This is a genomic window from Yoonia sp. (assembly GCF_046498525.1).
Classification (GTDB): Bacteria; Pseudomonadota; Alphaproteobacteria; order Rhodobacterales; family Rhodobacteraceae; genus Yoonia.
Genome location: NZ_JAWOAN010000011.1, coordinates 1 through 15,558, shown reverse-complemented (window position 1 = coordinate 15,558; position 15,558 = coordinate 1). Strand labels below are relative to the sequence as shown.

Below are 15,558 nucleotides of genomic sequence, written 5' to 3'. Positions count from 1 at the left end.
AAATGATCAAGCCGGCTTACCAAAAACCCATCGACAGGCCAACTTATGAAAAAACCATCGAACTGTTCGACCGGCTGATGCGGGTGCTGCATCCCTTCATGCCTTTCCTCACCGAGGAGATCTGGCACAGGCTCAAAGAAAGAAAAGTAAACGAATCCATATGTGGGTTTTTGGGGCTACAAGCTGATCGTGCGCGATGTTAGCGGTATTCCCGTGGTCCGTGCGTTGGAAGGCGATATGCGCGTTCTGCCCGACAATCCCGGTGGCGGCGTCGCTGCGCACAAAGGATTGTCCGTCAACGAAGTGGCCGCGCTGGGTGAGGCCGGTGGCCCCGAAGACCGTTTGGTGCTGGCCCCGCGGACTGCAGGACTTGCTCCGGAAGATCTTGCAGCGCAGCCCGTTGCCGAGGCACCTGCGACGCCGGAGCCTGCTGTGATCACGGATGATGCAACGGCATTGGCCGCACAATTGGCCGCGTTAAGCAGCGAACCCGCTTTGGAGCCTGCGCCGCAAAGTGCCGCCAGCAGCGTTCCCGCGCGTGTGTCCGGTGTCGCCACATCAGTGCGTCCGGTCGTCCGCCCGTTGAACATACCGGCCCCTGCTGCGCCCGCCGATGCCGTTGCACCCGCGACCAGCGAAGTCGCCGTGACCACAGCGACCTTCCCCGCAGGCACCAATCTGGTGCAGCTTGGCGCGTTCCCGAACCCCGCTCTGGCGGCCGAGGAATGGGACCGCCTGCAAGCCCGTTTTGGCCAGTTGATGGGTGAACGTGAGCGTGTCATTCAGGTTAGCAACCAAAGCAGCGCTACATGGTACCGTCTGCGCGCCAGCGGCTTTGCCGATCGTGCCGAGGCCCGTCGCCTGTGTGCCGCACTGCAAGCCGAAGGTGCCGAGTGTATTGCTGTCGTGGTCAACTAAGTGCCTATGACCGCTGCGATTTTCGGCCCCGAAGGACCGGAGATCAACGACTGGGAACAGGGTTTTTTCCGCGAGGCGCAACCGCTCGGGTTCATTCTTTTTGCCCGCAATATCGACACGCCTGACCAACTTCGCCGCCTGACATACGGTCTTCGCGAGGCCGTGCAACGCGATGCCCCGATCCTGATCGATCAGGAAGGCGGACGCGTGCAGCGGATGCGCAGCCCGCACTGGCGCGAATATCTGCCAGCACTGGATCAGATGGATCGCGCCCAAGATCCGATCCGTGCGCAATGGGTCCGCAACCGGCTGATCGCGGCAGAACTGCATGATGTCGGCATCGACGCCAACTGTGCGCCCCTTGCCGATATTGCGCAGTCCGCCACGCATCCGGTTTTGCAAAACCGGCTTTACGGACGGGACGTGGAAACGGTGATCGCCGCGGCGCGTGCCTGCGCTGATGCCCATTTGGCAGGTGGTGTCCTGCCGGTGCTCAAGCACATCCCCGGCCATGGCCGTGCGACCATGGACAGCCATTTACAATTGCCACAGGTGAACGCCTCGCGCGCTGAACTGGAGGCGCGTGACTTTGCCCCTTTCAAGGCGCTGAATGATTTGCCCATGGGCATGTCGGCGCATATCGTGTTCTCGGATATCGACCCTGACGCGCCTGCCACAATATCCCCTGATATGATGAAAGTGATCCGTCACGACATTGGTTTCGATGGTCTGTTGATGACCGACGATCTGTCGATGCAGGCGCTTTCGGGTACGATGGCCGACCGGTCAAAGGCGGCGATCAGGGCAGGGTGCGACGTGATCCTGCATTGCAACGGTCAGCGGGCAGAGATGCAGGCGGTCGCTACCGCTGCCGGTGCGATGTCACCCCAAGCGACCGCCCGCGCAAATCGCGCGTTGGCGATGCGAAAAACCCCCGCAAAGATTGACATCGCCGCGCTGGAAGCGGAACTTGCACACCACTTAGGCTGAGGGCAGATGCAGGGCGAAGAGTTTCAGGAAGACACGATGAGTGTCAGCGAGCGCGTGGTCGCTGAAGCCTTGATCGTGGACGTGGGTGCCTTTGAAGGGCCGCTTGACCTGTTGCTGACGCTGTCACGCACGCAAAAGGTCGATTTGCGCCAGATTTCCATCCTCGCGCTGGCTGAACAATATCTGGCCTTCGTGGAGCAGGCCAGGCAACTGCGGCTTGAACTGGCGGCTGATTATCTGGTGATGGCGGCATGGCTGGCCTTCCTGAAATCGCGGCTCTTGTTGCCGCCTGATCCGTCCGAGGAGGGGCCGTCGGGTGAAGAGCTTGCCGCGCATCTCGCTTTTCAGCTTGAGCGGTTGGAGGCGATGCGCAAGGCGGCGGCCAAACTGATGGCCCGCGACCAGATGGGGCGTGATTTTTTTGCCCGTGGCATCACCGAAGATGTGCAGCGCGTGCGCCGTGTGACCTATACCGCGACGCTGCTTGACCTGATGCAGGGCTACGCGCGTATTCGCACACGCGATGATTTCCGCCCCTTCGTCATGGACCGTCAACACGTGATGACGATGGAGCAGGCGTTGGAACGTATGCGCGGGCTGATCGGTTTTGCCGGTGACTGGACGGAGTTCGCAAGCTATCTGCCCGACGGCTGGGATGTTGACCCGCAACGCCGCCGCTCTACGACTGCCGCTACATTTGCTGCATCGCTTGAATTGGCCAAGGAAGGAAAAATTGAAATCCGGCAGGGCGAAAGCTTCGCCCCGATCCAGATCCGCAAGAAAGTCCCCGGAGATGAGTAAAACAAACGCGCCCGAAAACGGCAGCCTGTTCGAGGCCCCGCCAATGGGCGAACAGGAACGCATGGTCGAGGCGATCCTGTTCGCGACGGCCGATCCGGTGACGGTGACTGAACTGACGGGCCGTATGCCGCATGGCTGCGACCCCGCCGAAGCGATTGCAAATCTGCGCAAACGCTATGAGGGCCGTGGCGTGAATATCGTTCGCATTGGCGATGCCTGGGCGATCCGCACGGCACCTGATCTGGGTTTTCTGATGCAGAAGGAAACGGTCGAGACCCGCAAACTGAGCCGTGCCGCCATCGAAACGCTCGCGATCGTGGCCTATCACCAGCCTGTCACCCGCGCCGAGATCGAAGAAATCCGCGGCGTGAGCGTGAGCCGTGGTACCATCGACCAGTTGATCGAACTGGAATGGATTCGCTTTGGCCGCCGCAAGATGACTCCGGGGCGGCCTGTGACCTTTGTCGTGACCCAAGTGTTCCTCGACCACTTCGGGCTGGAAAACGCCCGCGATCTGCCGGGATTGAAGGAACTTCGCTCTGCCGGTCTGCTGGAAAACCGCCCGCCGCCGGGTGCCGGTATGCCGGGTGATACCGAAGAGTCTGAAGACGATGACGACAATCAGTCAGAGTTGTTTGAAGATTAGGTTTTGCGCCTTACCTGACAATGAGAGCCGATGGGAGATATGCAGATGAATTTGAACCGCCTGATCAACATGGGAATGCGGATGCTGATGCGTAAAGGGATCGGCATGGTCGCCAACCGCAGCAAACGCCCCGAAGATATGACACCCGAGGCACGCGCGCGGGCCAAGGCGGCCAGCCAGACTGCGCAGAAAGCACAGCGCGGAATGCGCGCGGCACGCCGGTTCATGAAGTAACGGCGGGTGCTGTCTTTCAGGACTTGAAATGCTTGGACAATTTCAGACCTTGACCCTGGTAGTTTGACTTGATCTCGCGCCCATAGAGCGCGGCAGGCAGGGCGGCCATGTTTTCATAAACCAGACGTCCGACGACCTGACCGTGTTCCAGCACGAAAGGTGCTTCGTGACAGCGCACTTCAAGTACGCCGCGTGATCCCGCGCCACCCGCCTCGGCATAGCCAAAGCCGGGATCGAAGAACCCTGCATAATGTACCCGGAATTCACCGACCATCGCCAGATAGGGCGCCATTTCGGCGGCTTGCATGGGCGGGATGACAATCGCCTCGCGACTGACCAGAATATAGAACGCGCCGGGGTCAAGGATGATCCAACCGTCTTTGGTATGCACTTCTTCCCAGAACTCTGTCGGATCGTAGTGGTCAAGTTTTGACAGGTCCACGACACCTGTATGGGGCTTGGCGCGGTAGCCGACCAATGTGCCTTCTTGCGGTTTCAGATCAACCGAAAAGCCAAGCCCGTCAGAGATCACGGGGTCGCCCGAGACGATTGGTGTGCGCGCATGAAGGGCGCGCAGATCATCGTCTGACATCAAGGTCTTGCCTTGCCGAAAGATAATCTGGTTCAGCATCTGGCCCGGTTGCGCCACGACGGAAAACGAGCGGGGGCAAATTTCAACGTAAAGCGGGCCGTCGTAGCCTTCTGGCACGCGGTCAAATTCGACGCCATGATCGGTGATGATACGCGTCAGCAAATCAAGCCGCCCTATGGATGATTTGGCGCTTGCCGCCGCTGTCATGCCCTTGGGTAGCGTCAGGCGTTCCATCAACGGGACGACATAGACACAGCCTTTTTCCAGCACGGCACCGCCGTTCAGATCGACGGCATGCATCTGAAAATCTTGCAGCCGTTCTTGCACTGTCCGCCTGCGCCCCGCCAGAAAGGAGGCGCGGACACGGTAAGCGGTTTCGCCCAGACGCAGATCAAGCGAAGCAGGCTGAATCTGGCCGTCTGTGACGGGGGCCTTGGCGGCGATCCCACCCGAGGCGATCATGTCGCGGATCTGATGGTCGGCCAGCACACCTGCTTTTGTCATTTGGTTCCCCCCGTGTGGCCCCATTGAGATACCAAAACGCCCGCTGTGCGGTTGCACAAGCGGGCGGTTATGATTGGTCGGGCTAGCAGGACTCGAACCTGCGACCTTCCGTCCCCCAGACGGACGCGCTACCAGGCTGCGCCATAGCCCGACTGATGGCGTTCATACCCCAAACACATCCAAGGGCAAGCCCGAAAAGCATCTGTTAGCCGCGCATCCGTGCACGGACCGTTTCCAGCCGGGCCAGCAGAGGTGCGATCTGTGCTGCGCGCGCCTGCAGCTGCGCCGGTTCGGCAGGCGCACGCCCGATCAGGCGCGGTGGGACTTTAGGCAGGCCCTGCGGCGGCAGGGGCAGATCAATACTGAAGCGCGGTGGTGTGGCATTGGCGGCAGCCGTTTCGAAGGGGAGTGCGTCCTGCTGCGGAACAGCTTGCGGTTCCGGTGCAGGTGCCGCTGGCGCCGGTACTGCGTCCGGCTCTGCCACTGTCATCGACTGGCCCAGGCTGGCCACGTGTTTGACGCCTTTTTCGCGCAGCAGCTTCTGGGTGCCTTTGATCGTCAGCCCGTCTTCGTGCAAAAGCTTTTTGATGCCGCCCAGCAGATCCATATCCGTGGGCCGGTAATAGCGCCGTCCACCGGCCCCTTTGACGGGTTTGATCTGGTTGAACTTGCTTTCCCAAAAGCGCAGCACATGGGTGGGCGTGTCAAGCCACTCGGCGACTTCGCTGATGGTGCGAAACGCGTCTTTCGCTTTGGTCATGGTTTAGCTTTTGTTTCCGATCGCGACGCGATCTTTCATCAGGTGTGACGGGCGGAAGGTCAAAACCCGACGCGGGTGAATTGGGACCTCTTCGCCGGTTTTAGGGTTGCGGCCAACGCGTGCGGCCTTGTCACGCACTGAAAACGTACCGAAAGATGAAATCTTTACGGTTTCTCCGGAGACCAGACTGTCAGAGACATGATTTAACACGCTCTCCACCAGATCGGCGCTGTCATTGCGAGAAAGTCCAACCTGACTGTGCACTGCATCTGCCAAATCCATCCGCGTCAAAGTCTTATCGGCCATGTTGCACACCCCTCGCAATTTCCAGGTGAGCATAGGCCCGGCGTAAATTCAGAGTCAATAACAACGGCTTGGCAAACGGCGTTAACAATGCATTTCCACAGTGTCCGCGCGGATTACCAGCGGATTACCACCGCGCCCCATGTCAAACCGCCGCCGATTGCCTCGGTCACGACAAGATCACCTTGTTTGATCTGCCCGCTCGCGACGCCCACCGACAACGCGAGGGGAATCGATGCGGCAGAGGTATTGCCGTGATCCTGAACGGTCACAATGACCCGGTCCATGCCAACGCCCAGCTTTTTGGCGGTCGACTGGATGATACGGATATTGGCTTGATGCGGCACGACCCAATCCACGTCATCCGCGCCAAGCCCGATTTTTTCCAGCGCGGCATCCGCCGTTTTCGCCAGTTTTTCGACGGCATGACGGAAAAGCTCGCTGCCCTTCATCCGCACCATGCCGGAGTTTTGGGTCGAAACGCCGCCATCCACATAAAGCAGGTCTTTGTAGCGCCCGTCAGAATTAAGGTCGACCGATAGGATTCCACGATCGGTGTTATCTCCGGTGCCTTCTTGTGCCGCAAGGATCAACGCGCCGGCACCATCGCCGAAAAGCACACAGGTGGACCGGTCCGTCCAGTCCATGATCCGGCTGAAGGTTTCGGCCCCGATGACAAGCACCTTGTCGGCCTGACCTGATACGATCAGCGCATTGGCATTCGACAATGCATAAACAAAACCCGCGCAAACCGCTTGGACATCAAAGGCATAGCCCGAAGTGTTGCCGATCGCGCTTTGCACCATCGTGGCGGCGGAGGGAAAAGTCAGGTCGGCGGTCGATGTCGCCAGCACGATGGCGTCGATGTCATTTCCGTCCATTCCTGCGTTTTCCAATGCGGCTTTGGCCGCTTTGATGGCAAGATCAGAGGTGGTTTCGCCTTCGGCAGCAAAATGACGCCGCTCAATGCCGGAGCGTGTCTTGATCCACTCGTCCGTCGTATCAAGCGTTTTTTCAAATTCTGCGTTGGGGACAACACGTTCGGGCAGGTAATGACCAACCCCTTTGACCACTGCGCGACGCATCATGCCTACTTGCCTGCCTTAGTATTGAGACTATCCGTCTCATTGTGTTGCCCGGTATCTTGGGCAAGTGATGCGGCAGACGCAACCCTTGCTGCCAGTTTATCTGAAAAACCGCTTTGGGCGAGGCGGTAGGCCAGATGCAGGGCTGCGGCGACGCCGGTTGCATCGGCTGATCCGTGGCTTTTGATCACGGTCTGGTTCAGGCCCAGAAATACACCGCCGTTCACGCGGCGTGGGTCGATACGTTTGCGCAAGCTGCGCAGCGATCCGCGTGCAAGCAGGGCGCCGAACATCGACCACGGGTTTTTCATCAGCGCGCTGCGCAACAGATCGCTGATCAATGTCGCGGTACCCTCGCCGGTCTTGAGGGCAACATTGCCGGTGAAACCGTCCGTTACGATGACGTCGACCCTATCCGAAGGCAGATCACCGCCTTCGACAAAGCCCACATATTCGAAATCGCCAATAATAGCAGCATTGCCAATAAGTTCGTGGGCGACCTTCAACTCGGCGCGGCCCTTATGTTCCTCGGTCCCGACGTTCAGCAGGCCCACGCGTGGGCGCGCGATATCTAGGCCGTTGCGGGCGTAAGAAGCCCCCATGAGCGCATAGGTCAGCAAATCGTCCTGATCGGCACGGATATCGGCACCCGCATCCAGCATCACGTTAAAGCCCGAGGGATTGAGCGATGGCCACAGACAGGCGATTGCGGGGCGGTTCACACCTTCGGCCTTGCGCAGGCGCAGCATCGACATCGCCATGAGCCCTCCGGTATTTCCGCAACTGACGGCGACCGCGGCCTGATGGCTGCGCACCGCTTCGATTGCGGACCACATGGAGGTTTTCTTGCCGCTGCGCAGGACGTGGCTGGGCTTGTCCGTCATTTTGACGACGTCCGGCGCGTCATGGATCGTCACACGGTCCGTAAGCCCCTGTTTGGCGACAAGCCGCGCCAGTTCCGACCTTGGCCCATGCAGGATTGCACGGGCGGCAGGTTCCTTGCCCATGAACTTGGAAAGACCCGCAACAATAGTTGCAGGCCCCTGATCTCCGCCCATGGCGTCAACGGAAAGCACCTGATTTGCAGCATGCCCCTGCGTCGGAGCGGTGTCCGTCTGGGCTTGTGTCATGCCACTGGTGCCTTTCGCGGCTTATGCCGCGTCTTCGTCGAGGTCGATTTCGGTTGTGTCTGCGATCACTTCGCGTGTCGCATAGTGGCCGCAGGACGGGCACACGTGATGCGGACGCTTGAGTTCGCCGCAGTTGTCACACTCGTTGGGGTTTGCCGCAACGAGAGAGTCATGTGCGCGCCGGTTGTTGCGGCGGGATTTGGATACTTTGTTCTGCTGGACAGCCATGTCTCAACCCTATGATATAAAGGGCCGCAGCCCTGATTTCGTTGCGTCTGCGCGGGGTCCTACGCCATTGTGACAGCCCTGTCGAGACACGATGTAAAAGAGGCCGCGAACATACTGCGATTCCCTACATGTGCAACCCTTTTCCGCCCATGCTTGTCAGGCGCTTATTTGTCTTTCTTTTCAAGTCGATCGCGCAGGGCACCAAGGCCGGCAAAGGGCTTGGCTTCATCGTCCGTCATGGGGGCTATGCCGGGTTCTGTGAAAACAGCATCGGGCAACGCGGCACCTTCGGCCCGTGGATAAAGCGGCAGTTCAAGGGCCAGCGCCTCGATCATCACCTGTGCAAGGTCCAGTGTCTCCGGCAGTTCCTCGACAGTGTCTTCCACCGGCATTTCGACCTCTGCGGCCTCGATTTCGGGCATGTCGGCAACATAGCTACGGGTCAGTTTTGCATCGATGCGGGTGGTCACCGGTTCAAGTGTCACGACGCACTCTTGTACGACCGTCGCGCCCAGATCGGCGGTCAATGTCCAATCCTGCCGCCCTTGCGGGGTCAATGCACCCGCAAAGCGCAGTTTCTTGATGCCCAGTATCCCCAGTTCTGCCGCGATGGCCTTGCGCTCATCCGGTGTCGGCACAAGTTCAAAGTCTGTCGGCTTGCGTGTCGCGAGATCGGCCAAACGCAGATGTGATTTGGGTAACTGTGGCATTGCTGCTTTCGATTCTTGAACAGTGGCGGGGTGTACTGTATCGGGGATAAAAGGCGCGCGGCGTCAAGGCAAGAGGCGACGGGTATGCGAGCGATGACAGGTAAACTTGGGAAATCGGTCAAGGTAACGGGGTTTGTCCTTGCGGTGGCTATCACGGCGGGATGCGCGCAGATGGACCGGTACCACGGTTTCATGCCACCAGCACAAGAGCTGGCAACGCTGAACGTCGGCACCACGACCAAGGATGAGGTGATCAGCCTGTTCGGTCCGCCCACATCCGAACGCGCCCTGCAAAACAACACGATCTACTATGCAACGAGCCATTTCCGGCGCTTTGGTCCCTTTGCCCCCGAAGAGGTTGACCGGCAGGTGCTCGCCATTGATTTCGACAGCAATGACCGTGTCCGCAATATCGCGCGCTACACGCTCGAGGACGGGCGTGTGGTGGCGCTCGATCGCCGCGTCACCGATGACGGGATCAACGATGTGAGCTTCCTTGGCCAGCTTCTGGGATCATTCGGGCGTCTGGATGCAGGGCAACTGCTGGGCGAAGAACCATAGGTCAGCGCACCACGAACACGGATATCGGCGCATTCGACGCGACATAGCCTGCGTTTGAAGAAATGATATGGTCTTTCAGCCCCGGCACATGGCTGGCCATGATAATCAGATCGCTGTCGGTTTTCCTGGCAGCGTCGATCACCTCTGATCCGATATTCAGGTGAACATCACTGCGTAATTCTACATGATCTGCGACTTTGATGCCGTATTTGTAGGCCTGTTCGGCGGAAAATTCATCCAGCAAATCATGCGCCTTGCTGCCTTGCGTGGTGGTCGCGGCCGTCGGCACTGCGTCAACGACCCCCACAAAGATGACTGTCGCATCGTGCTCTTTCGCGGTTTTTCCGGCAAGGTCGAGCGCCTTGTCAAGCTGGTGAATGTTGTCAAGGTCAACCGGTACGAGGATACGTGAATACATCGGGTTTCTCCATTGCTTCACATAGACTGTAAACCAATGGCACCGGCGTCAGACTGATCTTGATCAACGGGGTGATTATTCTTCCGGTTCAAACTCCAGCGCCGCACCATTGATGCAGTACCGCAAGCCAGTTGGCTGCGGCCCGTCAGGAAACACATGCCCCAGATGCGCATCACAGCGGTTGCAGTGCACCTCGGTCCGCTTCATGAAAAAACTGCGGTCCACGGTCTCGCCCACCATTTCAGCGTCGACAGGCTGATAGAATGACGGCCATCCCGTGCCGCTTTCAAACTTGGCGTCCTGGTCAAAGAGGGGCGCGCCACAGCAGACACACATGTACGTGCCGGGGTCCTTCGGGAAATCCTCATGCGTGCCGGCCCGTTCGGTGCCGTGCTTGCGTGTGACCTTATAAGCCATATCCGAGAGTTGCGCACGCCATTCGGCGTCTGATTTTACGACTTTATCCATTGCTTCTGTATTCCTTTTGGCGGTGTCACCCTATGATCTAGGTCGGCCAAGCAAATTCGCCAAGGTCGCGCCAGATGACATTTGCGTTCCGGACCATGACACAGAGGGTCTTGCACAGATCGTCACGCTGACATAGCTGGCGCATATGGCAAAAGCACCTCTTCTCCAACTTTCTGACATCGCGCTGACCTTCGGCGGCGATCCGATATTCGAAGACCTGTCACTGGTTGTGCAGCCCGCAGACCGCGTGGCGCTGGTCGGGCGCAACGGATCGGGCAAATCCACGCTGATGAAAGTCATGGCGGGCCTTGTGTTGCCCGACAAGGGCACCCGCGTGGCCGCACCGGGCGTACAGGTGGGCTATATGGAACAGGACCCCAAGATGACGGGCTTTGCCACCTTGGGTGACTATGCCGCCAGCGGTTTGGACATCGATGAGGCCTATAAGGTCGAAATGGTGGCCGAGGGCCTGAAATTCGACCCCGCGGGCGACGTGAACACAGCATCTGGCGGGGAACGCAGACGCGCCGCCTTGGCCAAACTGATGGCCGAGGCACCCGAATTGATGCTGCTCGACGAGCCGACCAACCATCTTGATATCGAAGCCATTGCATGGCTCGAGAACGAGTTGAAGACGACACGCGCTGCCTTTGTCCTGATCAGCCACGATCGTGCCTTTCTGCGGGCACTGACCCGCGCAACTCTCTGGATCGACCGTGGGCAGGTGCGCCGTGCCGAACAGGGGTTCGAGCATTTCGAGGCGTGGCGCGACAAGCTTTGGGAAGAAGAAGACCAGCAGCGCCACAAGCTGAACCGCAAGATCAAGGCCGAGGCGCGTTGGGCCGTCGAGGGCATTTCTGCCCGCCGCAAGCGCAATCAGGGCAGGGTGCGCGCCTTGCAGGAATTGCGCGCGCAACGGGCAGGACAGATCACGCGGCAAGGCACAGCGGCAATGGCATTCGATGGCGGCAGCACATCGGGCAAGAAGGTGATCGAGGCCGTTGGGCTGTCGAAATCCTTCGACGGGAAATCCATTGTCAGGAATTTCGATCTGACGGTGCAGCGGGGCGACAGGATCGCCTTTGTCGGGCCGAACGGGGTGGGCAAGACGACGCTGATCAAAATGCTTTTGGGGCAGGTGGAACCGGATGCAGGAACGATCAAGTTGGGCACCAACCTTGATATCGCCGTGTTTGACCAGAGCCGCGCGGCCCTGAACGAAGATATGACGCTTTGGGAAAACCTTGCCAACGATCCCGAACTTGGCGTGTCGGGCAAATCCGATCAAATCATGGTGCGGGGTACACCCAAACATGTGGTGGGCTATCTCAAGGAATTCCTGTTCAACGAAGCACAGGCGCGCGCACCTGTGCGTTCGCTGTCGGGCGGGGAAAAGGCACGGCTCTTGCTGGCGCGGCTCATGGCGCGGGAAAGCAACCTGTTGATATTGGACGAACCGACCAACGATCTGGATATCGAAACACTGGATCTGTTGCAGGATATCCTTGGCGATTACGACGGAACCGTGCTTCTCGTCAGTCACGACCGTGACTTTCTCGACCGCGTGGCGACGTCGACTGTGGCGATGGAGGGCAACGGGCAGGCGGTGGTCTATGCCGGCGGCTGGAGTGACTATCGTGCGCAACGCGGCGGCGATTTTACCGAAGCAAAAGAGGCCAGCAAACCACTGGTCAAAAAGGAAAAACAGGCTGATAAAAAAGCTGCGTCAGGTCTGTCTTTTACCGAAAGGCACCGGCTGGAGGCATTGCCGGGTGTGATAGATCAGTTGACCGCCGAAATTGCCAAGCTCGAAGAACTGCTGGCTGACCCGGAGCTTTTCACCAAGCACCCTGTCAAATTCCAGAAAGCCACCGATGCTTTGGTTGCACGGCAAAATGCGCTGTCTGACGCCGAGGAAGAGTGGCTCTTGTTGGAGGAAAAGGCGGGTTAAGTTTTTCCTGCTTTTTCCACGGCTTTCGCCTGATCCCAGAGCGCGTCCATCTCGGCTAGATCGCTGTCAGCGGGGGTTTTGCCCTTCGCTTTCAGCGCATCCTCTACTGCCTCGAACCGCCGTGTGAATTTGGCGTTGGTGCCCCGCAGGGCGGTTTCGGGGTCGATATCGAGGTGGCGTGCGAGGTTGGCCACCACGAAAAGCAGATCGCCGAATTCTTCCTCTATCTCTGTTTGGGTAAGCGTGTCGCGCGCCTCGACCAACTCGCCTGCTTCCTCGACGATCTTGTCGATCACATGGGTGGTGTCGGGCCAGTCAAAGCCCACGCGCGCCGCGCGCTTTTGCAGCTTCATCGCGCGGGTTAGGGCAGGCAGGCCTGTGGCCACGCCGTCCAATGTCCGGGTCTGGGCCTTGACTGCGCGTTCTGCTGCCTTGATCTGTTCCCAGTCCGCAACCTGCTGTTGGGCTGATTTGTCGCGAGGCTCGTCGCCAAAGACGTGCGGATGGCGCGCGACCATCTTGTCGCTGATGGCCTTTACCACGCTCTCGAACGTAAAATGGCCCGCCTCTGCCCCCATCTGCGTGTGATAGACCGTCTGCAAAAGCAGATCGCCCAACTCCCCTTCCAGTTCGCCCCAGTCGCTGCGGGCAATCGCATCGGCAACTTCATAAGCCTCTTCAATCGTATAGGGGGCGATGCTGGCAAAATCCTGTTCGATATCCCAAGGGCAACCGGTCTGCGGGTCACGCAAACGTCGCATGATTTCCAGCAAACGCGGCATACCGCCATCGGGATCGTGGATCAGGGTGTCATCAGGCATTGCACAGGGCCTCTTGTTGCGGTCAAGTGGCAGCGTAAGACCACAAAGCCCGGAGCGCCAGACATGCCAGTGATTAACCGCATCGCCGATTTCGCGGAGGATATGACCGCGTGGCGCAGGCATCTGCACATGCATCCGGAATTGCAATTCGCATGTTTCGAGACAGCAAAGTTTGTCGTTGAAAAGCTGCAGGCGTTCGGTGTCGATGAAATCCACGAGGGGATCGCCACCTCGGGTGTCGTGGCGATTATCAACGGAAACGCGACAGGACCGACGATCGGTCTGCGGGCCGATATGGACGCGCTGCCGATGCAGGAAGAAACAGGGCTGCCCTATGCGTCCACAGTTCCTGGCAAGATGCATGCCTGTGGCCACGACGGGCACACCACGATGCTGCTGGGTGCGGCACGCTATCTGGCCGAGACCCGTAACTTTGCGGGCCGTGTCGCGCTGATCTTTCAGCCTGCCGAAGAAAGCGGTGGCGGCGGTGAGGTCATGGTGCAGGAAGGGCTGCTGGACCGGTTCGACATCAAGGAAGTCTATGCGCTGCACAGCGGTCCCGGCGATGCGGTCGGTGCGTTCTACACCACGCCCGGTCCGATTCTGGCTGCGGTGGACGCATTCCATATCCATATCACCGGCGTCGGCGGGCATGGTGCTTACCCCTACGAAACGGCTGATCCGGTTGTTGCGGCCGTCGGCATGGTCAATGCGATCCAGACGATCGTCAGCCGCAACCATGTCCCTTACGATGATCTTGTGATTTCGGTGACCCAGATTCACACAGGATCTGCCGATAATGTCATTCCCGAGAAAGCCTATATCAACGGGACCATCCGCACGATGACCAAGGACACGCGGGCGATGGTCCAGAAACGCCTGCCTGAAATTGTGGCAGGCCATGCCACAGCCTATAATGTGCAGGCGGTGCTGGATTATGAGGCAGGCTATCCGGCCACGATCAATGACCCGCAAAAAACTGCCTTCGCAGCGGATGTGGCGCGTGAAATTTCGCCCGATGTGGATGATGCGCGCCAGTATGATATGGGAGCAGAAGACTTTTCCTATTTTCTGGAACAGCGCCCCGGGGCTTACGTGTATGTCGGCAACGGGGACAGCGCGGGCCTGCATCACCCCGCTTATGATTTTGCCGATGGCGCCGCCCCTGCAGGGGCTTCGTTCTTTGCGCGTCTGGTCGAGCGCGCGTTGCCCGTCGTATGACCGCAGATGTAGATGAGGTGGCTTGGTGACACTCGATAAAGCGAAAGAAGCCGTTGATGGGGCATTTACGGCGACGGACCGGCGCGGACTGGCCTTTGAGAATGCTTTCGGTGGCGCGACATCGTTTCTGCGCCGGACCTATACGAAAAATCTGGCGGGGTATGATCTGGCCGTCACAGGCGTGCCCTTTGATCAGGCGGTCACCCACCGCCCCGGCACCCGATTTGGCCCGCGTGCGATCCGTGAAGCGTCCAGCCTGCAGCCCTATGACCCGCCTTATGGCTGGGACGGATTTGACCCGCTTAGCGAATTTGCCATCGCAGATTATGGCGATATGGCCTTTGATTATGCCCATGTCGCGGGGGTGCCGCAGTTGCTGCAGTCACATATCGCGGGCATTCTGGCCCAAGGCTGTGGCGCGATTACCTTGGGTGGCGATCATTTCATCACCTTGCCGATCTTGCGCGCATATGCCGAGAAATATGGCCCCCTCTCCGTGATCCAGTTCGATGCGCATTCCGACCTGTGGCCGGATGATGATATGAACCGGATTGATCATGGCACCTTCATGTACAAGGCCGTCAAACTGGGGGTGGTGGATGCGACCCGCTCGGTCCAGATCGGGATTCGCACGGAATGTGCGGATTATCTGGGAATGCCATATATCGATGCGCGCAGTTGCCATGAAAAAGGCACTGCTTGGGTGACAGAGCAGATCAAGGCCCGTGTCGGGGATCATCCGACCTATGTGACCTTTGATATCGACGCGCTCGACCCTGCCTTTGCGCCCGGCACCGGCACCCCTGTCTGGGGTGGTCTGGCAAGCTGGCAGGCGGCAGCGATGTTGCGCGATCTGGCGGGGATCAACATGGTGGGCGGTGATGTGACCGAGGTTTCTCCGCCCTATGACACCACCGGTGCGACAGCCATAGCAGGCGCGCATGTGGCGATGGAGCTTTGCTGCCTTGCGCTATGGAATAAAAGGAAAAAATGATGCCTAATCAACCAATATCCGGCAACGACCTAGCGCGGTTTTCGGGGCCCCAGACCTTCATGCGGTTGCCCGACGCATCGACGTCAGAGGGGCTTGATGTGGGGTTTATCGGTATCCCGATGGATATCGGCACCTCGTGGCGGTCAGGCACACGGATGGGGCCGAAACAACTGCGCGAGCAATCCGCGATGATCCGGCCCTATAACCTCCAGACAGGTGCTGC

Annotated in this window: 21 protein-coding genes and 1 tRNA gene; 11 read left to right on the top strand and 11 right to left on the bottom strand. The window is 59.1% G+C overall.

Translation table 11 applies throughout. The features are described 5' to 3' along the window. The 6 genes from R6T97_RS00660 to R6T97_RS00635 all read left to right on the top strand — a co-directional run. A partial coding sequence (locus R6T97_RS00660) for a class I tRNA ligase family protein (protein WP_410347382.1) occupies positions 1–203 on the top strand: 203 nt, incomplete at its 5' end. Then, positions 163–918 carry an SPOR domain-containing protein gene (locus R6T97_RS00655; protein ID WP_410347381.1) on the top strand — a complete coding sequence of 252 codons (756 nt, stop codon included), beginning with the start codon at positions 163–165 and terminating at the stop codon, positions 916–918. The genes R6T97_RS00660 and R6T97_RS00655, both read left to right, overlap by 41 nt. Positions 919–924: 6 nt before the next feature. Beyond that, positions 925–1,908, top strand: a complete 984-nt coding sequence (gene nagZ, locus R6T97_RS00650) for a beta-N-acetylhexosaminidase (RefSeq protein WP_410347380.1) — start codon at positions 925–927, stop codon at positions 1,906–1,908. Between the two features lie 6 nt (positions 1,909–1,914). Continuing rightward, positions 1,915–2,709 carry a segregation and condensation protein A gene (locus tag R6T97_RS00645; protein WP_410347379.1) on the top strand — a complete coding sequence of 265 codons (795 nt, stop codon included), beginning with the start codon at positions 1,915–1,917 and terminating at the stop codon, positions 2,707–2,709. Next, positions 2,702–3,355 (top strand): SMC-Scp complex subunit ScpB, encoded by a 654-nt coding sequence (scpB, locus tag R6T97_RS00640; RefSeq protein WP_410347378.1) that lies wholly within the window; start codon positions 2,702–2,704, stop codon positions 3,353–3,355. Before R6T97_RS00645 ends, scpB begins: the two co-directional genes overlap by 8 nt. 45 nt (positions 3,356–3,400) lie before the next feature. Next, entirely contained in the window at positions 3,401–3,589 is a 189-nt protein-coding gene (locus tag R6T97_RS00635) for a hypothetical protein (protein ID WP_410347377.1), read from the top strand. A 16-nt stretch (positions 3,590–3,605) separates the two neighbouring features. On the opposite strand, the gene R6T97_RS00630 is transcribed toward R6T97_RS00635, so the two are convergent. From R6T97_RS00630 to R6T97_RS00595, 8 genes are all read right to left on the bottom strand, one after another. Beyond that, positions 3,606–4,685: a 2'-deoxycytidine 5'-triphosphate deaminase gene (locus R6T97_RS00630; protein WP_410347376.1), complete on the bottom strand. Its 1,080-nt coding sequence runs from the start codon at positions 4,683–4,685 to the stop codon at positions 3,606–3,608. Positions 4,686–4,759: 74 nt separating this feature from the next. After that, a tRNA-Pro gene (locus tag R6T97_RS00625) sits at positions 4,760–4,836 on the bottom strand. A 54-nt stretch (positions 4,837–4,890) separates the two neighbouring features. Next, entirely contained in the window at positions 4,891–5,445 is a 555-nt protein-coding gene (locus tag R6T97_RS00620; RefSeq protein WP_410347375.1) for a MerR family transcriptional regulator, read from the bottom strand. A gap of 3 nt (positions 5,446–5,448) precedes the next feature. Continuing rightward, on the bottom strand, positions 5,449–5,751 hold the full coding sequence (ihfA, locus tag R6T97_RS00615; RefSeq protein WP_410347374.1) for an integration host factor subunit alpha: 303 nt from the start codon (positions 5,749–5,751) through the stop codon (positions 5,449–5,451). 113 nt (positions 5,752–5,864) lie between these two features. Further along, complete coding sequence (locus R6T97_RS00610; protein WP_410347373.1) at positions 5,865–6,836, bottom strand: beta-ketoacyl-ACP synthase III; 972 nt, start codon at positions 6,834–6,836, stop codon at positions 5,865–5,867. A 2-nt stretch (positions 6,837–6,838) separates the two neighbouring features. Further along, positions 6,839–7,963, bottom strand: coding sequence for a phosphate acyltransferase PlsX (gene plsX, locus R6T97_RS00605; protein WP_410347372.1), 1,125 nt, complete (start codon positions 7,961–7,963; stop codon positions 6,839–6,841). A 21-nt stretch (positions 7,964–7,984) separates the two neighbouring features. Continuing rightward, positions 7,985–8,191 carry a 50S ribosomal protein L32 gene (gene rpmF, locus R6T97_RS00600; RefSeq protein WP_090198591.1) on the bottom strand — a complete coding sequence of 69 codons (207 nt, stop codon included), beginning with the start codon at positions 8,189–8,191 and terminating at the stop codon, positions 7,985–7,987. Between the two features lie 164 nt (positions 8,192–8,355). Beyond that, positions 8,356–8,901 carry a YceD family protein gene (locus R6T97_RS00595; RefSeq protein ID WP_410347371.1) on the bottom strand — a complete coding sequence of 182 codons (546 nt, stop codon included), beginning with the start codon at positions 8,899–8,901 and terminating at the stop codon, positions 8,356–8,358. Positions 8,902–8,994: 93 nt separating this feature from the next. Here R6T97_RS00595 and R6T97_RS00590 point away from each other — a divergent pair, with 93 nt between their 5' ends. Continuing rightward, positions 8,995–9,462 carry an outer membrane protein assembly factor BamE gene (locus R6T97_RS00590; RefSeq protein WP_410347370.1) on the top strand — a complete coding sequence of 156 codons (468 nt, stop codon included), beginning with the start codon at positions 8,995–8,997 and terminating at the stop codon, positions 9,460–9,462. A 1-nt stretch (position 9,463) separates the two neighbouring features. Here R6T97_RS00590 and R6T97_RS00585 read toward each other — a convergent pair whose 3' ends face one another. Together R6T97_RS00585 and msrB are read right to left on the bottom strand one after the other, a co-directional pair. Beyond that, a complete protein-coding gene (locus R6T97_RS00585; protein WP_410347369.1) occupies positions 9,464–9,880 on the bottom strand; it encodes a universal stress protein in 417 nt (138 codons plus the stop codon). A gap of 75 nt (positions 9,881–9,955) precedes the next feature. Beyond that, complete coding sequence (gene msrB / locus R6T97_RS00580; protein ID WP_410347368.1) at positions 9,956–10,348, bottom strand: peptide-methionine (R)-S-oxide reductase MsrB; 393 nt, start codon at positions 10,346–10,348, stop codon at positions 9,956–9,958. A 145-nt stretch (positions 10,349–10,493) separates the two neighbouring features. Between msrB and R6T97_RS00575 the strand changes: the two genes are divergently transcribed. Further along, on the top strand, positions 10,494–12,299 hold the full coding sequence (locus R6T97_RS00575) for an ABC-F family ATP-binding cassette domain-containing protein (protein WP_410347367.1): 1,806 nt from the start codon (positions 10,494–10,496) through the stop codon (positions 12,297–12,299). Here the strand turns inward: R6T97_RS00575 and mazG are convergent. Further along, complete coding sequence (gene mazG, locus R6T97_RS00570) at positions 12,296–13,120, bottom strand: nucleoside triphosphate pyrophosphohydrolase (protein ID WP_410347366.1); 825 nt, start codon at positions 13,118–13,120, stop codon at positions 12,296–12,298. The two genes, R6T97_RS00575 and mazG, sit on opposite strands and share 4 nt — an antisense overlap. A 63-nt stretch (positions 13,121–13,183) precedes the next feature. Between mazG and R6T97_RS00565 the strand changes: the two genes are divergently transcribed. The 3 genes from R6T97_RS00565 to R6T97_RS00555 form a co-directional block, all read left to right on the top strand. Beyond that, a complete protein-coding gene (locus tag R6T97_RS00565) occupies positions 13,184–14,341 on the top strand; it encodes a M20 aminoacylase family protein (protein ID WP_410347365.1) in 1,158 nt (385 codons plus the stop codon). A gap of 25 nt (positions 14,342–14,366) precedes the next feature. Continuing rightward, positions 14,367–15,335: an agmatinase gene (gene speB, locus R6T97_RS00560; protein WP_410347364.1), complete on the top strand. Its 969-nt coding sequence runs from the start codon at positions 14,367–14,369 to the stop codon at positions 15,333–15,335. Continuing rightward, on the top strand, positions 15,335–15,558 hold a 224-nt coding region (locus R6T97_RS00555; RefSeq protein WP_410347363.1), incomplete at its 3' end, for an arginase family protein. The genes speB and R6T97_RS00555, both read left to right, overlap by 1 nt.

Bases quoted from the DNA above. Each gene is read 5' to 3' on its own strand.
- nagZ (WP_410347380.1), top strand. From the start codon at position 925: ATGACCGCTGCGATTTTCGGCCCCGAAGGACCGGAGATCAACGACTGG.
- R6T97_RS00645 (WP_410347379.1), top strand. From the start codon at position 1,915: ATGCAGGGCGAAGAGTTTCAGGAAGACACGATGAGTGTCAGCGAGCGC.
- scpB (WP_410347378.1), top strand. From the start codon at position 2,702: ATGAGTAAAACAAACGCGCCCGAAAACGGCAGCCTGTTCGAGGCCCCG.
- R6T97_RS00635 (WP_410347377.1), top strand. From the start codon at position 3,401: ATGAATTTGAACCGCCTGATCAACATGGGAATGCGGATGCTGATGCGT.
- R6T97_RS00630 (WP_410347376.1), bottom strand. From the start codon at position 4,685: ATGACAAAAGCAGGTGTGCTGGCCGACCATCAGATCCGCGACATGATC.
- R6T97_RS00620 (WP_410347375.1), bottom strand. From the start codon at position 5,445: ATGACCAAAGCGAAAGACGCGTTTCGCACCATCAGCGAAGTCGCCGAG.
- ihfA (WP_410347374.1), bottom strand. From the start codon at position 5,751: ATGGCCGATAAGACTTTGACGCGGATGGATTTGGCAGATGCAGTGCAC.
- R6T97_RS00610 (WP_410347373.1), bottom strand. From the start codon at position 6,836: ATGATGCGTCGCGCAGTGGTCAAAGGGGTTGGTCATTACCTGCCCGAA.
- plsX (WP_410347372.1), bottom strand. From the start codon at position 7,963: ATGACACAAGCCCAGACGGACACCGCTCCGACGCAGGGGCATGCTGCA.
- rpmF (WP_090198591.1), bottom strand. From the start codon at position 8,191: ATGGCTGTCCAGCAGAACAAAGTATCCAAATCCCGCCGCAACAACCGG.
- R6T97_RS00595 (WP_410347371.1), bottom strand. From the start codon at position 8,901: ATGCCACAGTTACCCAAATCACATCTGCGTTTGGCCGATCTCGCGACA.
- R6T97_RS00590 (WP_410347370.1), top strand. From the start codon at position 8,995: ATGACAGGTAAACTTGGGAAATCGGTCAAGGTAACGGGGTTTGTCCTT.
- R6T97_RS00585 (WP_410347369.1), bottom strand. From the start codon at position 9,880: ATGTATTCACGTATCCTCGTACCGGTTGACCTTGACAACATTCACCAG.
- msrB (WP_410347368.1), bottom strand. From the start codon at position 10,348: ATGGATAAAGTCGTAAAATCAGACGCCGAATGGCGTGCGCAACTCTCG.
- R6T97_RS00575 (WP_410347367.1), top strand. From the start codon at position 10,494: ATGGCAAAAGCACCTCTTCTCCAACTTTCTGACATCGCGCTGACCTTC.
- mazG (WP_410347366.1), bottom strand. From the start codon at position 13,120: ATGCCTGATGACACCCTGATCCACGATCCCGATGGCGGTATGCCGCGT.
- R6T97_RS00565 (WP_410347365.1), top strand. From the start codon at position 13,184: ATGCCAGTGATTAACCGCATCGCCGATTTCGCGGAGGATATGACCGCG.